The sequence below is a fragment of the Blastococcus sp. TF02A-26 genome (assembly GCF_003319125.1).
GTDB lineage: Bacteria > Actinomycetota > Actinomycetes > Mycobacteriales > Geodermatophilaceae > Trujillonella.
Window position 1 is genome coordinate 67,539 of record NZ_QOHG01000006.1, and the last position, 13,729, is coordinate 81,267.

At 75.1% G+C, this 13,729-nt stretch carries 15 protein-coding genes; 6 read left to right on the plus strand and 9 right to left on the minus strand.

All coding sequences use genetic code 11. The features are described from left to right. The first annotated feature begins 69 nt into the window (after positions 1-69). Positions 70-684, plus strand: coding sequence for a biliverdin-producing heme oxygenase (locus DQ240_RS08450; protein ID WP_147261962.1), 615 nt, complete (start codon positions 70-72; stop codon positions 682-684). Continuing rightward, entirely contained in the window at positions 681-3,023 is a 2,343-nt protein-coding gene (locus tag DQ240_RS08455; RefSeq protein ID WP_113839352.1) for a SpoIIE family protein phosphatase, read from the plus strand. The genes DQ240_RS08450 and DQ240_RS08455 overlap by 4 nt, the downstream gene beginning before the upstream one ends. Here the strand turns inward: DQ240_RS08455 and DQ240_RS08460 are convergent. The 4 genes from DQ240_RS08460 to idi all read right to left on the minus strand — a co-directional run bounded on the left by DQ240_RS08460 (position 3,001) and on the right by idi (position 5,717). Beyond that, positions 3,001-3,258, minus strand: a complete 258-nt coding sequence (locus DQ240_RS08460; RefSeq protein ID WP_113839196.1) for a hypothetical protein — start codon at positions 3,256-3,258, stop codon at positions 3,001-3,003. The two genes, DQ240_RS08455 and DQ240_RS08460, sit on opposite strands and share 23 nt — an antisense overlap. A gap of 11 nt (positions 3,259-3,269) precedes the next feature. Beyond that, positions 3,270-4,049 carry an SDR family NAD(P)-dependent oxidoreductase gene (locus DQ240_RS08465; protein WP_113839197.1) on the minus strand — a complete coding sequence of 260 codons (780 nt, stop codon included), beginning with the start codon at positions 4,047-4,049 and terminating at the stop codon, positions 3,270-3,272. Positions 4,050-4,183: 134 nt separating this feature from the next. Continuing rightward, a complete protein-coding gene (locus DQ240_RS08470; protein WP_199589179.1) occupies positions 4,184-4,963 on the minus strand; it encodes a polysaccharide deacetylase family protein in 780 nt (259 codons plus the stop codon). Between the two features lie 211 nt (positions 4,964-5,174). Further along, a complete protein-coding gene (gene idi / locus DQ240_RS08475; protein WP_113839198.1) occupies positions 5,175-5,717 on the minus strand; it encodes an isopentenyl-diphosphate Delta-isomerase in 543 nt (180 codons plus the stop codon). Between the two features lie 57 nt (positions 5,718-5,774). On the opposite strand from idi, the gene DQ240_RS08480 reads away from it, so the two are divergent. Together DQ240_RS08480 and DQ240_RS08485 are read left to right on the plus strand one after the other, a co-directional pair. Further along, positions 5,775-6,608, plus strand: coding sequence for an alpha/beta fold hydrolase (locus DQ240_RS08480; protein ID WP_113839199.1), 834 nt, complete (start codon positions 5,775-5,777; stop codon positions 6,606-6,608). Between the two features lie 41 nt (positions 6,609-6,649). After that, positions 6,650-7,300, plus strand: coding sequence for a pyridoxamine 5'-phosphate oxidase family protein (locus tag DQ240_RS08485; protein ID WP_233498595.1), 651 nt, complete (start codon positions 6,650-6,652; stop codon positions 7,298-7,300). A 21-nt stretch (positions 7,301-7,321) separates the two neighbouring features. On the opposite strand, the gene DQ240_RS08490 is transcribed toward DQ240_RS08485, so the two are convergent. Further along, positions 7,322-7,843 carry a dimethylamine monooxygenase subunit DmmA family protein gene (locus DQ240_RS08490; protein WP_113839201.1) on the minus strand — a complete coding sequence of 174 codons (522 nt, stop codon included), beginning with the start codon at positions 7,841-7,843 and terminating at the stop codon, positions 7,322-7,324. A 154-nt stretch (positions 7,844-7,997) separates the two neighbouring features. Between DQ240_RS08490 and DQ240_RS08495 the strand changes: the two genes are divergently transcribed. Continuing rightward, the gene (locus DQ240_RS08495; protein WP_113839202.1) at positions 7,998-9,074 is read left to right on the plus strand and encodes an NAD-dependent epimerase/dehydratase family protein; all 1,077 of its coding nucleotides are present in this window, start codon (positions 7,998-8,000) and stop codon (positions 9,072-9,074) included. On the opposite strand, the gene DQ240_RS08500 is transcribed toward DQ240_RS08495, so the two are convergent. Genes DQ240_RS08500 through DQ240_RS08515 form a run of 4 tightly spaced genes read right to left on the minus strand, consistent with a single transcriptional unit; the run spans position 9,064 to position 12,963 of the window. Further along, the gene (locus DQ240_RS08500; RefSeq protein WP_113839203.1) at positions 9,064-9,807 is read right to left on the minus strand and encodes an SDR family NAD(P)-dependent oxidoreductase; all 744 of its coding nucleotides are present in this window, start codon (positions 9,805-9,807) and stop codon (positions 9,064-9,066) included. The genes DQ240_RS08495 and DQ240_RS08500 overlap by 11 nt on opposite strands. Next, entirely contained in the window at positions 9,804-10,571 is a 768-nt protein-coding gene (locus DQ240_RS08505) for an SDR family NAD(P)-dependent oxidoreductase (RefSeq protein ID WP_113839204.1), read from the minus strand. Before DQ240_RS08505 ends, DQ240_RS08500 begins: the two co-directional genes overlap by 4 nt. Next, complete coding sequence (locus DQ240_RS08510) at positions 10,571-11,608, minus strand: phosphotransferase family protein (protein ID WP_113839205.1); 1,038 nt, start codon at positions 11,606-11,608, stop codon at positions 10,571-10,573. Before DQ240_RS08510 ends, DQ240_RS08505 begins: the two co-directional genes overlap by 1 nt. After that, positions 11,605-12,963: an acyl-CoA dehydrogenase family protein gene (locus tag DQ240_RS08515; RefSeq protein WP_113839206.1), complete on the minus strand. Its 1,359-nt coding sequence runs from the start codon at positions 12,961-12,963 to the stop codon at positions 11,605-11,607. The genes DQ240_RS08510 and DQ240_RS08515 overlap by 4 nt, the downstream gene beginning before the upstream one ends. 44 nt (positions 12,964-13,007) lie before the next feature. Here DQ240_RS08515 and DQ240_RS08520 point away from each other — a divergent pair, with 44 nt between their 5' ends. Then, entirely contained in the window at positions 13,008-13,682 is a 675-nt protein-coding gene (locus tag DQ240_RS08520; RefSeq protein ID WP_199589181.1) for a TetR/AcrR family transcriptional regulator, read from the plus strand. Positions 13,683-13,729 lie beyond the last annotated feature (47 nt).

The window sequence follows — 13,729 nt, forward strand, 5'->3', positions numbered from 1 at the left end:
GCCGGTGAGCGAGATCGGTCGGTCCCGTTGACCTACTCTCGGGGGAGCATGTCTGGAGGAGGAGAGGCGTTGCCTCAGGAGACCCGGGGCGACGCCGACGTCCTCAGGCGGCTGCGGTCGGCGACCGCGGCCGAGCACGAGCGCGTCGAGGAGACGCTCGGCCTCATGGACCCGCGGCTGACCCGGGAGCGGCTGGCCACGGTCCTGGAGCTGATGCACGGGTTCTGGCTCGCCGCCGAGGAGGGCCTCGACGGGTGGGCCGACCGCGAGCCCCGCGCCGCCGCGGAGCTGCAGTGGGCCGACCGCCGTCGCGCGGCACTGTTCGCCGCCGACCGCAGGACGCTCGGCTCCCCCGCCGCCGAGCCGGCCCGGCCCGGGCTGCCCCCCGTCGCCGGCACCGACGAGGCCCTGGGCCGGATGTACGTGCTCGAGGGCTCCACCCTCGGCGGCACCTTCATCGACCGGCACCTGGCGACCCTCCCGGAGCTCTCCGGCGGCGTCCGGCTGCGGGCGTTCAGCCCCTACGGCCCCGAGACCGGCCCGATGTGGCACGCCTTCCGCCGGGCCGCCCGTGCCCACGTCGCGACCGGCGGGGACGCCGACGCGGTGGTCGAGGCCGCGCGGACGACGTTCACGGTCCTCGCCGACTGGTGCCGGCCCGCGCGCGCGGAGGTGCGGGCGTGAGCGACGTCGGCGTGGACGTCGACCTGCTCCCGCCCGGCACCCCCATCGACCTGGACAACTGCGCCCGCGAGCCCATCCACGTCCCGGGCAGCATCCAGCCGCGCGGCGTCCTGCTGACCGTCGACGAGCCCGGGCAGGTGGTCCAGCAGGCGTCGCGCAACCTCGCCGACCTCATCGGGGTCGCCTGGTCCGACGCGCTGGGCCGCCCGCTGGCCGAGGTGATCGGCGTGCCCGCGGCCGGCGCCGTGGCCCGCTCGGTCAGCGCCTTCGGCGACCTGCGGGACCGCAACCCCGTGGAGCTGACCCTCGACGTCGGCGGCGACCCGGTGCCGGTGGACGCGATCCTGCACCGCGTCGCGCTGCGCGGGTCCGGCGACGCCACGCCCGACCTGCCGGCGGCCACCACGCTGGTCGTCGAGCTCGAGCCGGCCCGCGGGCCGCGGCCCTTCTCCTTCCCGAACACCTACCAGGCCGTCCGTGGCACGGTCGGCGAGCTCAACCGCGCGTCGAGCCTGCAGGAGCTGTACGACATCACGGCCCAGGCCGTGCGGGCGCTGACCGGTTTCGACCGCGTGATGGTCTACCGCTACGACGCCGACTACAACGGCGAGGTCGTGGCCGAGGCCAAGACCCCGGAGCTGAACTCCTTCCTGGGCCTGCACTACCCGGCCTCGGACATCCCGGCGCAGGCCCGGGCCCTGTACGAGAAGAACTGGATCCGGCTCATCTCCGACGTCGACTACGTGCCGGCGCCGCTGGAGCCGGCCGCCCACCCGGCGACCGGTGAGCCGCTGGACCTGACGTACTCCACCCTGCGCAGCGTCTCCCCGATCCACGTCGAGTACCTCAAGAACATGGGCGTACGCGCCTCGATGTCGATCTCGCTGCTCCGCGACGACAAGCTGTGGGGGCTCATCGCCTGCCACCACTACGCCGGCCCGCACGCCCCGCCCTTCGCCACGCGCGCGGCGGCGGAGTTCCTCGGCTCCACCCTGTCGCTGCGCCTGGTCGACCGGGCCTCCGAGGAGGAGGTGCACCGGGCGCTGCAGGTGCGCTCCACCCTCGCCTGGCTCACCGCGGCCGCGCTCGACGAGGACCGCGAGCTGACCGACACCCTCCTCGGGTCACCGAGCCTGCTGGACCTCCTGCCCGCCGACGGCGTGACGGTGTGCCTGCAAGGCACCTCCTCCTCGCGCGGGACACCGCTGCCCGACGGTTTCGTGGAGCGCATCGTGGCGTGGGCGGAGGACCGCGGCGAGGACGTGGTCGCCACAGATGCGCTGTCCACCGTGGCGCCGGAGCTCGGCGCGCCGGACGGCGTCGCGGGGGTGCTCGTCGTGCCGCTGCCGGAGGGGCAGCACCTGCTGTGGCACCGCGGCGAGACCGTCCAGCACATCGACTGGGGCGGCGACCCGCACAACAAGGCCATCGCCGAGCTCGAGGGCGACGAGGTGCGGCTCAGTCCGCGGAAGTCCTTCGAGCGCTGGCGGGAGACCGTCCGCGACCGGTCCGACGCCTGGACGCCGCCGCAGGTCGCCGAGATCGGCGAGCTGCGGACCCACCTGCTCGAGGCGCTGTACTCGCGGCAGCGCAGCATCATCCGGGCCGCGGAGACCCTGCAGCGCAGCCTGCTCACCGAACCGCCACGCCGTCCGGGCCAGCAGGTGGCGGTCCGCTACGTCCCCGCCGCCCGCGAGACCCAGGTGGGCGGCGACTGGTACGACGTGTTCACCCAGCCCGACGGCTCCACGGTCCTGGTCATCGGCGACGTCGTCGGCCACGACACCGCGGCCGCGGCGGACATGGGTCAGCTGCGCGGTCTGCTGCGCGGCATCGCCTACGACAGCGCGGAGGGGCCGGCCCGCGTGCTGAGCCGGCTCGACGCCGCGATCGAGGGGCTGGGGCTGGGCGCGCTGGCCACCGTGCTGGTCGCCCGGCTGACCCCGGCGGACGGCGGGGCGGTCACCCTGCGCTGGTCCAGCGCCGGCCACCTCCCGCCGGTCGTGGCCGGCCCCGACGGGGTCGTGCGCACCCTCGACGGCGGCCGCCCCGACCTGCTGCTGGGCGTCTCCCCCGGGACCGGCCGCGCCGAGTCCGAGGCGGTGCTCGAGGCGGGGTCGACGCTCGTGCTCTACACCGACGGCCTGGTGGAGCGCCGCGACCAGCTCTTCGACACCGGCGTCGAGCGGCTGGGCGCGGCGCTGGCGGAGCTGCGCACCGCCGGGGTCGAGGACGTCTGCGACGGCGTCCTCGCCCGGCTGGCCCCCGACGGCACCGAGGACGACGTCGCCCTCGTCGTCGTCCGGCTGGAGCCGGTCAGCCCGCCCCGGGAGCGGTGAAGTCCGCCTCCAGCCCGTCGTCCTGCGCGCCGCCCTCGGCGGGCAGCGGCACCTCGTCCTGAGCGGCCCGGACCTCGGCCTCGTTGTCCGGGCGGTCCCCGGTCGCGTCGCGCTGCAGTTCCTCGAGCAGCCGCTGCTCGTCGGGCCGCAGGTCGCCGCGGCCGAGGCGCTCGCCGGGCGCGCCGGCGTCGGACCCGCTGGCCATGCCGGTGTCGGGGAGGTCGGGCTCGGTCATCTCGGCGCTCCTCAGCGGGGGAAGTTCGGTTCCAGGCGGGGCACGATCTGCATCTCCGGCACGAACGCCGCCGGGTGCAGGGTGACCAGGTAGCGGACCATCTCGGCGACCGCGGCCGGCGGCATCATGAGGTGGGACGGGATCCCCCACTGCTCCATCATCGGGGTGTCCATCGCCGCCGGGATGACGGCCTGCACCCGGCAGGGGAACGGCCGCTCGGTGCCGTCGTCGGCCCGCGTGGCCTTCTCCCGGAGCTCGCGCTGGATGCACCGGGTGGCATTGAGGAAACCGGCCTTGGAGCCGTTGTAGGCGATCGCGCCGCTGCCGGAGGTGATCGCCGACAGGCTGACCACGTGGACGACGTCGGCGGTGCGGCCCTCGGGCAGGTGCTGCACCCGCTTCATGAACTCGCTGGTGAGGAAGATCGGCCCCTCGCAGTTGACCGCCTGCACCCGCTGGTAGTCGGCGAGGTCGATGTCGGTGACGTAGCCGGGGCGGTCGATGCCGGCGACGTTGGCCAGGATGTCGAAGGCGTCGCCGTGCTGCTCGAACAGCTGCCCGACCACGGCCCGGCGGCTGGCGTCGTCGGTGACGTCGAGCGCCACGACGTCGGCCTTGCCGCCCGCCTCCCCGACCAGCTCCGCCGTCCGCTCGCTGCCGGCGGCGTCGATGTCGGCGATCGCGACGTGCGCACCGGCCTCGGCCAGCGCGAGGCAGGTCGCCCGGCCCAGCCCGCTGGCTCCTCCGGTGACCAGCGCCACCCGCCCGTCCAACGACCCACTGCCGGCCATCCACGCCTCCTGTTCGCCGGGCCGCGATGATCACGGCTCCTCCGCCAGCCTCTCCGATGACGGGCCGGCCCGCAGGTCGGAGCCCTCCCCCGGGCAGAAGGGCGGTTCTGCACCGTGCAGAAGGGCGGTTCTGCTCAGCGCGGGGCGGCCCACACGTCGGCGAGGGTGACCGACTCGAGCGCGCGCTCCGCCAGCAGGGCCAGCAGCTGGTCGAAGACGGTCGTCACCGTCGGGTGGTTGGCGTGGCCGATGGTGATCGACCGGCCGGCGAACCACCGCCGCGCAGAGGCCATCAGCTGGTCGGGCGTGAGCAGCCGGTCGTCGCCGAGCGTGCCGTTCCACATGACGACGGTCGGGTGCCCGCAGTCGGCGGCGATCCGGTCCACCCGCGCGTCGTGGCTGCCGTAGGGCGGCCGGAAGAACGGGGTCTCCCCCGCGCCGAAGGTGTCGGCCAGGAAGCGGCGGTTGGCGCTGATGTCCTCGGCCACCGCCGCGTCGTCGATCGTGCACAGGTCCGGGTGGGAGAACGTGTGGTTGCCCATCGCCACCTGGCCGGACTCGACCAGCGGCCGCAGCGCCCGGGCGTTGTCGGTCCAGGACCGGTAGCAGCCGTTGGGGAAGAGGGTCAGCCGCAGCCCCGTCTCGGTGGCCAGGGTGGTGAACGCCTCCACGACCTCGGAGCTGACGCCGTCGTCGATGGTCAGGGCGATCCGGTCGGCGGCGCCCGGCAACTGGTCGACGACCCCGACCGGCGGGGGCATCGTCCCCGGCGGCTGCACCGGTGTGGCCGCGGCCGGCTGGAGCAGTCCGCGGTGCCGGGTCGCCGGCTCCTCGACGAGGCCGGCGGTACCCCGGCCGACCGTGGCGCCCAGCACCCCGGCGGCCGTCAGGAGGAGGAGTCGTCGGCGGTCCACGCGGCGGACGCTAGGAGCGGGCGGGTGCGCGGACCGGTCAGCGACACCCCGGCGTCCGCGCGCCCGCCACGCGCCGTCGTCCCCCGGCTACCGCAGCCCGGCCCGCCGTGCAGAAGCGCCATTCCACACCGAGCAGAAGCGCCACTTCGCCCGGTGCGGAAGCGCCATTCCGCACCGAGCAGAAGCGCCACTTCGCCCGGTGCGAGAGGGATCAGGTGGTCGGGGCGAGCCCGGCCTCCTCGATCAGCCGGGCCTGCTCGCGGCACCAGGGTGACCACGCGTCGCCCTCGGTCTCCTGCCGACGGCGGAACGCCGACCACTCGAGCAGTTCCCAGTCCCCGACCTCGGTGGGGTCCGGCGCCGGGGTGCCGGTGAACCGGCCGAGGTAGACCGGGCACACCTCGTTCTCCACCACCCCGAGGAACTCGGCGCGGTAGCGGTAGCCGGGCAGCGCCGGGCGGAGGTCGGTCACCCCGAGGCCGAGCTCGAACGCCGCGCGCCGGGCGATGGCGTCGGCGTCGGCCTCGTCGGGGCCGGGGTGGCCGCAGACGGTGTTGGTCCACATCCCCGGGAAGGTCTGCTTGTCCGCGGCCCGGCGGGTCACCAGCAGCCGGCCGTCCTCGGCGAAGAGGTAGGCGGAGAAGGCGCGGTGCAGCGGCGTCTCGCCGTGGTGCACCAGCGGCTTGGGCATGGAGCCGATCGCGGTCCCGTCCTCGTCGACCAGCACGATCAGCTCCACAGTCACGGTCCCCATGATCCCCGACGACGGGAGGGGATGCCGGGCGCCGCCCGAACGGGCAGAGTCCGGGGCATGGACAGCTTCCGCCGCCAGGGCATGGAGTTCGACGTCCGGGACGCCGGTCCGGCCGACGGCGAGCCCGTCGTCCTGCTCCACGGGTTCCCGCAGGACCGCACCGCCTACGACCGGATGGCGCCGGTGCTGCACGGAGCGGGTCTGCGGACCCTCGCCCCGGACCAGCGCGGCTACTCCCCCGGCGCGCGCCCGACCGGCCGGGGCGCCTACCGCCTCCGCGAGACCGCGCAGGACGTGCTCGCCCTGCTCGACGCCGCCGGCCTGGAGAGCGCGCACGTGGTCGGGCACGACTGGGGCGGCATCGTCGGCTGGGCGCTCGGCGCCTGGTACCCCGAGCGGCTGCGCAGCCTCACCGCCCTGTCGGTGCCCCACCCCGCCGCGATGGCCAAGGCGATGGTGACCAGCGACCAGGCGCTGCGCTCGTACTACATGGCGCTGTTCCAGCTGCCCGTCGTCCCCGAGCGCCTGGTCCTCGCCGGGAACGGGGCGGCGCTGGCGAAAATGCTCCGCAACGGCGGGCTGCCGCGCGAGGCCGTGGCCCACTACGTCCAGCGGATGCAGGAGCCGGGCGCGCTCACCGCGGCGCTCAACTGGTACCGGGCGCTCCCGTACGGCGCCCGCGACGGCGTCGGTCGGGTGTCGGTGCCGACGTTGCACGTGTGGAGCACGGAGGACGCCTTCCTCGGCCGCGCCGCCACCGAGGCCACCCGGCAGTACGTGACCGGCCCCTACCGGCTCGAGGTGCTGGAGGGCGTGACGCACTGGATCCCGGAGCTCGCCGCCGAGCGCACCGGGGAGCTCGTGGTCGCGCACGTCCGCTCGACCACCTGACCACGGGAAACGCGCTCGACCGACCCCGGATGATGGACGGCGTGACGTACCCCGCCGGCCCCCGCACCGTGCCCACCCGCATCCGCGAACGCGTCGGCTACGACCGCGCCGCGGTGCACGCCGTCCTCGACGAGGCGGTGGTGTGCCACGTGGGGTTCGTCGTCGACGGCCGGCCGGTCGTGCTGCCGCAGCTGCACGCCCGCGTCGGCGAGCGGCTGTACCTGCACGGCTCGACCGGGGCCCGCGGCCTGCGCATGGCGGCCGACGGCGGCCTCGACGTGTGCGTCACCGCCACGCTCGTCGACGGGCTGGTGCTGGCCCGCTCGGCGTTCCACCACTCGGTCAACTACCGCTCGGTGGTGGCCCTGGGGACGGCGACCGTGGTGACCGACCCGGCGGAGAAGACAGCGGCCCTGGACGCGCTGGTGGACGCCGTGGTGCCGGGTCGCTCGGCCGGCAGCCGCCCGGCGGACAAGCGGGAGCTGGCCGCGACCACCGTGCTGGTCCTGCCGCTGGAGGAGGTCTCGGTCAAGGTGCGCACCGGTCCGCCGTCCGACGACGACGCGGACCTGGACCTGCCGCACTGGGCGGGGGTGCTGCCGCTGCGCACCGTGCCCGGGGCGCCGGAACCCGCCCCCGACCTGTCCGCCGGGATCGCCGTCCCGGCGCACGTCTCCGGCTGGAGCCGCTGACCCCCGCTACGCCACCGCTCCCTAGGCCACGTGGTGGGCGGGCGCCGACTGCGCGCTGCCACCGGTCGTGTCCCGCGCCCGGGGGGCGGTGACGCGCAGCGGCACGGTGCAGCCGGAGCACTCGACCGAGTCCCCGGGCTGGACGTCGGTGTCGGTGGAGGCCGTGCAGTGCGGGCACCACACCCGACGCAGCTCCTCGCCGGTGACCGCCCAGCGGATCTCGGCGGGCCGCATGCCGAAGCCCAGCGCGGCCTGGCGGGCGGCGGCGACGTCGGCCGCCGGTCCGGCGAGCATGAGCGCCCAGCCGTCGGGCGCCGCCCGGACGAGGCGCTCCAGCTCGGCGAGGCTGATCGCGTCGGCCCGCTGGGCGGCGGCCCAGGTGACCGGGGTGCTCGGCGGCACCTGCTCGATCCAGCGCCGGACGATGCGCATCCCCGCCGCGCCGAAGCCCAGCATCCCGACCGCCCGGGCGGAGACGTCGACGACGGTCTCGGGAGCCGCCTCCGCCGCCGTCGGGGTGGCCGAGGGCGCGCGCTGCGACATGGGGACTCCGGGAGGGACGGGGCGACGGGAGGACCACGTTAGGGACCAATGACCCTGACGCAGGTTACCGGATCGTTACTTCCTGTCCACCGTCCCCGACGACGAGGGCCGGACCGGAGGGGTGGGTCGCGCGCGGGGCGGGTAGCGGCCGCCCATGGCCGATTCCCCTCCCGCCCACCTGCGCGGCCTCCGGGTCGCCGTCACCGGCGCCAGCGGCAACCTCGGCACGGCCCTGCTGCGCCGGCTGACCGACCCCGCGCTCGGCGTCGCCGAGGTGCGCGGGCTGGCCCGCCGGCAACCGCCCGGCGTGGCGCCGTACGACGGCGTCGACTGGCACCTGGTCGACCTCGGCGACGCCGGCTCCGAGCCCGCGATCGAGCAGGCGCTGGCCGGCGTGGACGCCGTGGTGCACCTGGCCTGGGCCCTCCAGCCCGGGCGGCACCCCGACCAGCTGCACGCGGTCAACGTCGACGGCACCTACCGGGTCGCCCGCGCCGCGGCGCGCGCCGGCGTGCCGCACGTGGTCCACATGTCCTCCCTCGGCGCCTACGCCGCCGGCGCCCGGGACCAGCAGGTGCGGGAGGACTGGCCGACCACCGGCATCCCCAGCTCGCAGTACAGCCGGGACAAGAGCTCCGCCGAGCGGGTGGTGCGCCAGGTGCTCGGGCACCGGCCGGACACGACGCTGACCGTCGTCCGCCCGACGCTGGTGCTGCAGCCGGAGGCGGCCAGCGCGATCGGCCGCTACTTCCTCGGCCCGCTGCTGTTCGCCGCCGCCCGCGCGCTGCCCGGCTCCGTGGCCTCGGTGCTGCCCCTGCCGCTGCCGGCCCTGCGAGTGGGGTTCGTGCACGCCGACGACGTCGCCGACGCGCTGGTCCGGATCCTCGACCGCCGGGCGTCGGGGCCGTTCAACCTGGCTGCCGAGCCGACGCTGGACGCCGACGGGCTCGCCCGCGCGCTGGGCACCGTCCGGATCCCGGTGCCGGCGTTCCTGCTGCGGGCGGGGCTGACCGCCGCGCACGCCGCCCACCTGGTGCCCACCGAGCCGGGGTGGCTCGACCTCGGCCTCGGCGCGCCCGCGCTGGACACCACCCGGGCCCGCACCCTGCTCGGCTGGACGCCGGTGCACCCCGGCGACGCGGTGCTGCGCGAGTTCGTCGCGGCGCTGGGCAGCGGGGACGGCGGCGCCGGTCCCCTGCTCGAACCGGCGGGCGGATCCGTCAGGGGATGACGTCGGCCCGGGCGGCGAGGATCGACCGGAGCCGGGCCTCGACCTCTCCGGTGGAGTGGTCGTCGGTGAAGACGTAGGCCCGGTCGCGCCGGACGCCGTCGACCACGTTGGCCGCCACCTGCCCGGCGGTGACCGTGCCGTACGGGTTCATGGCGGTCCGGATCGCGCCGGGCAGCACGAGGCTCACGCCGACGGGCGCGCCGATCTCCGCCAGTTCGGCCCGCAGGACGTCGGCCAGTCCGAGCAGCCCGTGCTTGGCCACCGCGTAGGGGCCGAGCTTCGCCAGCGGGGCCACGGCCGCCATCGAGCCGGTGACCACGACGTGCCCCTCCTCCCCGGTCGCGAGGATCCGCGGCACGAACGACCGCACCCCGTGGACGACGCCGTACAGGTCCACGTCGAGCACGCGGCGCCACTCCGCCAGCGGCAGCTCCCACGACCGGCCGCGGTTGACGATCCCGGCGTTGTTCACCGCCACGTGCAGCCCGCCGAACCGTTCGACGGCGACCTCGGCCAGCCGCTCCACCGAGTCGGGGTCGCGGACGTCGACGGCGGTGGCGCAGACCTCGGCCCCGCCGTCGGCCAGCCGGGCGGCCTGCTCCCCCGCACCTGCGCCGTCCAGGTCGGCCAGCACGACCCGCATCCCCTCGGCCACGAACGCCTCGGCGACGGCCAGGCCGATGCCGCTCGCCGCCCCGGTGACGACGGCGACCCGCCCCTCCAGCCGGTTCACGGGATGCCGCCGTCGACCCGGATCGTCGCGCCGGTCGTGTAGCTGGAGGCATCCGAGGCGAGGTAGAGGACCGCGCCGACGATCTCGCCGGGCCGGCCGGCGCGCTGCAGGGCGTGGGCGGGGAAGATCCCGTCGCCGGTGCCGGTGTGCGCCGCCCACTCCGGATGCGCGTCGGTGGCGTGCGGGCCGGCCATCACCGTGTTCACCCGCACGGTCGGCCCCAGCGCCAGGGCGAAGGAGTCGGTGAGCGAGTTCAACCCCGCCTTGGCCGCCGCGTACGGGGCGATCGCCGCGTTCGGCCGGATCGACCCGGTCGAGCTGACGTTGACCACCGAGCCGCGTCCGGCGGCCACCATCCGCTCCCCCACCAGGGCGGTCAACCGGAACGGCCCCTTGAGGTTGAGGCTCAGCACCGCGTCGAACAGCTTCTCGGAGACGTCGGTCAGCGCGTCGTACACCGGCGACATCCCGGCGTTGTTGACCAGGACGTCGAGCCGGCCGAACCGCTCGTACGCGGCGTCGACCAGCCCTGGCAGCTGGTCCCACCGCCCGGCGTGGACGGCGTACGGCAGCGCCGCGCGGCCCGTGGTCGCCCCGACCTCCGCGGCGACCGCCTCGCAGGCGGCGAGGTCGCGACTGGCGACGACGACGTCGGCGCCGCACCGGGCGAGGCCGAGCACCATCTCCCGGCCCAGCCCCCGGCTGCCCCCGGTGACCAGCGCGACCCGGCCGGTGAGGTCGAACAGCTCGTCGGCGTACCCCATCAGCCGCGGTAGTCGCTGCTGGCCGCGAGTTCGGCCGCGTCGGCCATCATCGACAGCGCGATGGGGCCGAAGTGCTCGCGCGGGCTGCCGGGGGTGGCGCGCTGGAAGCCCTGCTCGAGCACGATGGCGTGCTTGAACTTGATGAGGACGTAGTAGTAGTCCATGTCGTCGACCTGCCGGTTGCTCTCGCGCGCGAAGTGCTCCAGGAGCTGGTCCCGGGTGGGCATCCCCCGGGTGTCGACGTAACCGCCACCGGCGTCGGGGTCCTCCGGCCAGCTGCCGGCGACGAGGGCGAGGTCGAGCTTGGGGTCGCCGATCGTCCCCATCTCCCAGTCGATGATCGCGGCCAGCCGGGCGGGGGCACCGTCGCGGAACATGACGTTGGCGAACTGGTAGTCGCCGTGCATCAGCCCCGGCACGAAGTCCAGCGGCCCGTGCGCCCGCAGCCACGCGGCCGTCTCCTCGTAGCCGGGGAGCTGCCGGGCGCCCGGGACGCGCTGCAGGAACGTCGTCCAGCGGTCGACCTGGCGCTCGTGGAAGCCGTCGGGCCGGCCCAGGCCCTCCAGCCCGGCGGCCCGCCAGTCCAGGGCCGCCATCGAGACGATGCCGCCGACGAGCTCCAGCGCCAGGCCCCGCCGGGCGTCGGCATCGGCGTCGAACGGCGACGGCCACCTCTTGTCGGTCAGCTGCATCGGCGACCAGCCGTCGACGAAGCCCATCAGGTAGAACGGCCGGCCCAGCACGGAGGGGTCCTCGCACAGCGCGACCGCGGGGGTGTGCGGCACGGCGGACCCGTCGAGCGCCTCGATGATCCGCCACTCGCGGACGATGCCCTCGTCGCGGGAGGCCGGCGCCGAGACCGGGGGCATCCGCAGCGCGGCGTGCAGGTCGCCGCGGCGGATCTCGAAGATCTCGTTCTGCGCGCCGCCGGAGAGGAAGCGGTGCTCCAGCGGCGCCCCGGTGCCCAGCCCGCGGCTGTCCAGCCAGGCGGTGAGCCTGCCGACGTCGAGCGCGGTGGCCTCCTCGACGGCGCTCACCGGTGCCCCGCCAGATCGACGCCGGCCTGTGCGAACGGCACCGTGCCGGGGAACGGCTCGGCCGGCTGCGGCTCCGGGGCGCTCATCCCGTACTTGGCCAGCGCCGCCGCCGTCCGCGCCGGGACGAACTCGCTCGGCACCCCGTCGGGCGCCGGCGTGTAGTCGCGCAGCACCTGGCGGGCGACGGTCACCTGGTGCACCTCGGTCGGTCCGTCGACCACGGCCATGACCTCGGCACCGAACATCATCCGGGCCAGCGGCATGTCGGCGCTGACGCCCAGGGCGCCGTGCAGGTGCAGGGCCCGCTGGGTGATGTCGTGGTAGATCCGCGGCATCACGGCCTTGCAGGCGGCGATGTCCTTCCGGACCTTGCGGTAGTCGTCGAACCGGTCGATCTTCCAGGCGGTCTGCAGCACCAGCAGCCGGAACATCTGCAGCTGCGCCCACGAGTCGGCGACGTAGCCCTGCACGAACTGCTTGTCGGCCAGCAGCGTGCCCTGCGTCCGGCGGCTGATCGCCCGCTCGCACAGCATGTCCAGCGCCCGCTGGGCCTGGCCGATGGTGCGCATCGCGTGGTGGATCCGCCCGCCGCCGAGCCGGGTCTGCGCGATGACGAACGCCTGCCCCTCCCCGCCGAGGACGGCGTCGGCGGGCAGGCGGACGTCGGTGAACCGCAGGTCGGCGTGCAGCGCCTCGTCGTCGGTGTCGAACGCGAGGGCGACGTTGCGCTCGATGCGGATGCCGGGGGTGTCGGCCGGCACGAGGAACATCGTCATGCTCGTGTACGGGTCGGCGTCCAGGTCGGTCTTGGCCATCACGATGAAGAAGGTCGCCGTCTTGGCGTTCGACGCGTAGTACTTCGCGCCGTTCAGGACCCAGCCGTCGCCGTCCCGCTCGGCCCGCGTCGTGAACTGCTTGGGGTCGGAGCCGCCCTCGGGCTCGGTCATCGCGTAGCAGGAGAAGATCTCGCCCTCCAGCAGCGGGCGCAGGTAGCGCTCCTTCTGCTCGGCGGTACCGTAGTGGGCGATGATCTCGGCGTTGCCGGTGTCGGGCGCCTGGGTGCCGAAGACGATCGGCGCCCACGACGACCGGCCGAGGATCTCGTCGAGCAGCGCGAGCTTCAGCTGCCCGAAGCCCTGCCCGCCGAGCTCGGGGGTCAGGTGGGTGGCCCACAGCCCCTGCCGGCGGACCTCCTCCTTGAGCGGCTGGACCACCTCCCGGGCCCGGCCGGTGAGCGGGTTGAACATCCCCATCGGAAAGGCCAGGTCCAGCGGCTCGACCTCCTCCCGCACGAAGCGGGCCGCCCAGTCCAGCTTCTCCTGGTACCCGGGCTCGGTCTCGAAGTCCCACGTCACGGCCTGCTCCCTCGGTTCGGCGACTGCCCTTCTGTACTATCAGCGTGACGTTCTGGCGGTCAAGAACGGTGTTCTGGGCGGAGGCGGGCATGGCGGACGACGTCCTGGGGCGGGTGGTCCAGCGGGCGCTGTCGCGGCGCGGGGAGACCTACGAGGAGGAGGTCCGCCGGCTGATGGAGGCCGGCCTGGCGGTCATGGTCCGGTGCGGGACGTCGGCCAGCCCCCGGGTGTCCGACATCGTGGCCGCCGCGGGGCTCTCGAACGACGCCTTCTACCGCTACTTCCCCTCGAAGGGCGCGCTCGTCGGCGCCCTGCTGGAGGACGGCGCGCAACGGCTCCGCAGCTACCTCGAGCACCAGATGGCGAAGGAGACCACGCCCGAGGGCCGGGTCCGGCGCTGGGTGGAGGGAGTGCTGACCCAGGCACGCGGCGAGGTGGCGGCGACCACCCGCGCCGTCATGTGGAACGCCCCGACCGCGGGCAGCGACGCCCCCTACGGCCGGCACTTCGCCAGCGGCGTGCTCGCCGACCTGCTGGTGGCTCCCTACGCGGAGCTGGGGAGCGGCGATCCGGTCGCGCACGCCCGGCTGTCCGCGCACGCGGTCCTCGGCGTCCTGTCCGACCACGTGTGGGCGGAGTCCGCGCCGGACGAGGCCGAGCGGGAGCAGATCGTCGCCTTCTGCCTGGCCGCGGCCCGAGCGACCGCGGTCCGCGCCTGACGGCGACCGACTGCTGCTCGCCGCGGCCGCCTGCGGCGCGCGGATCG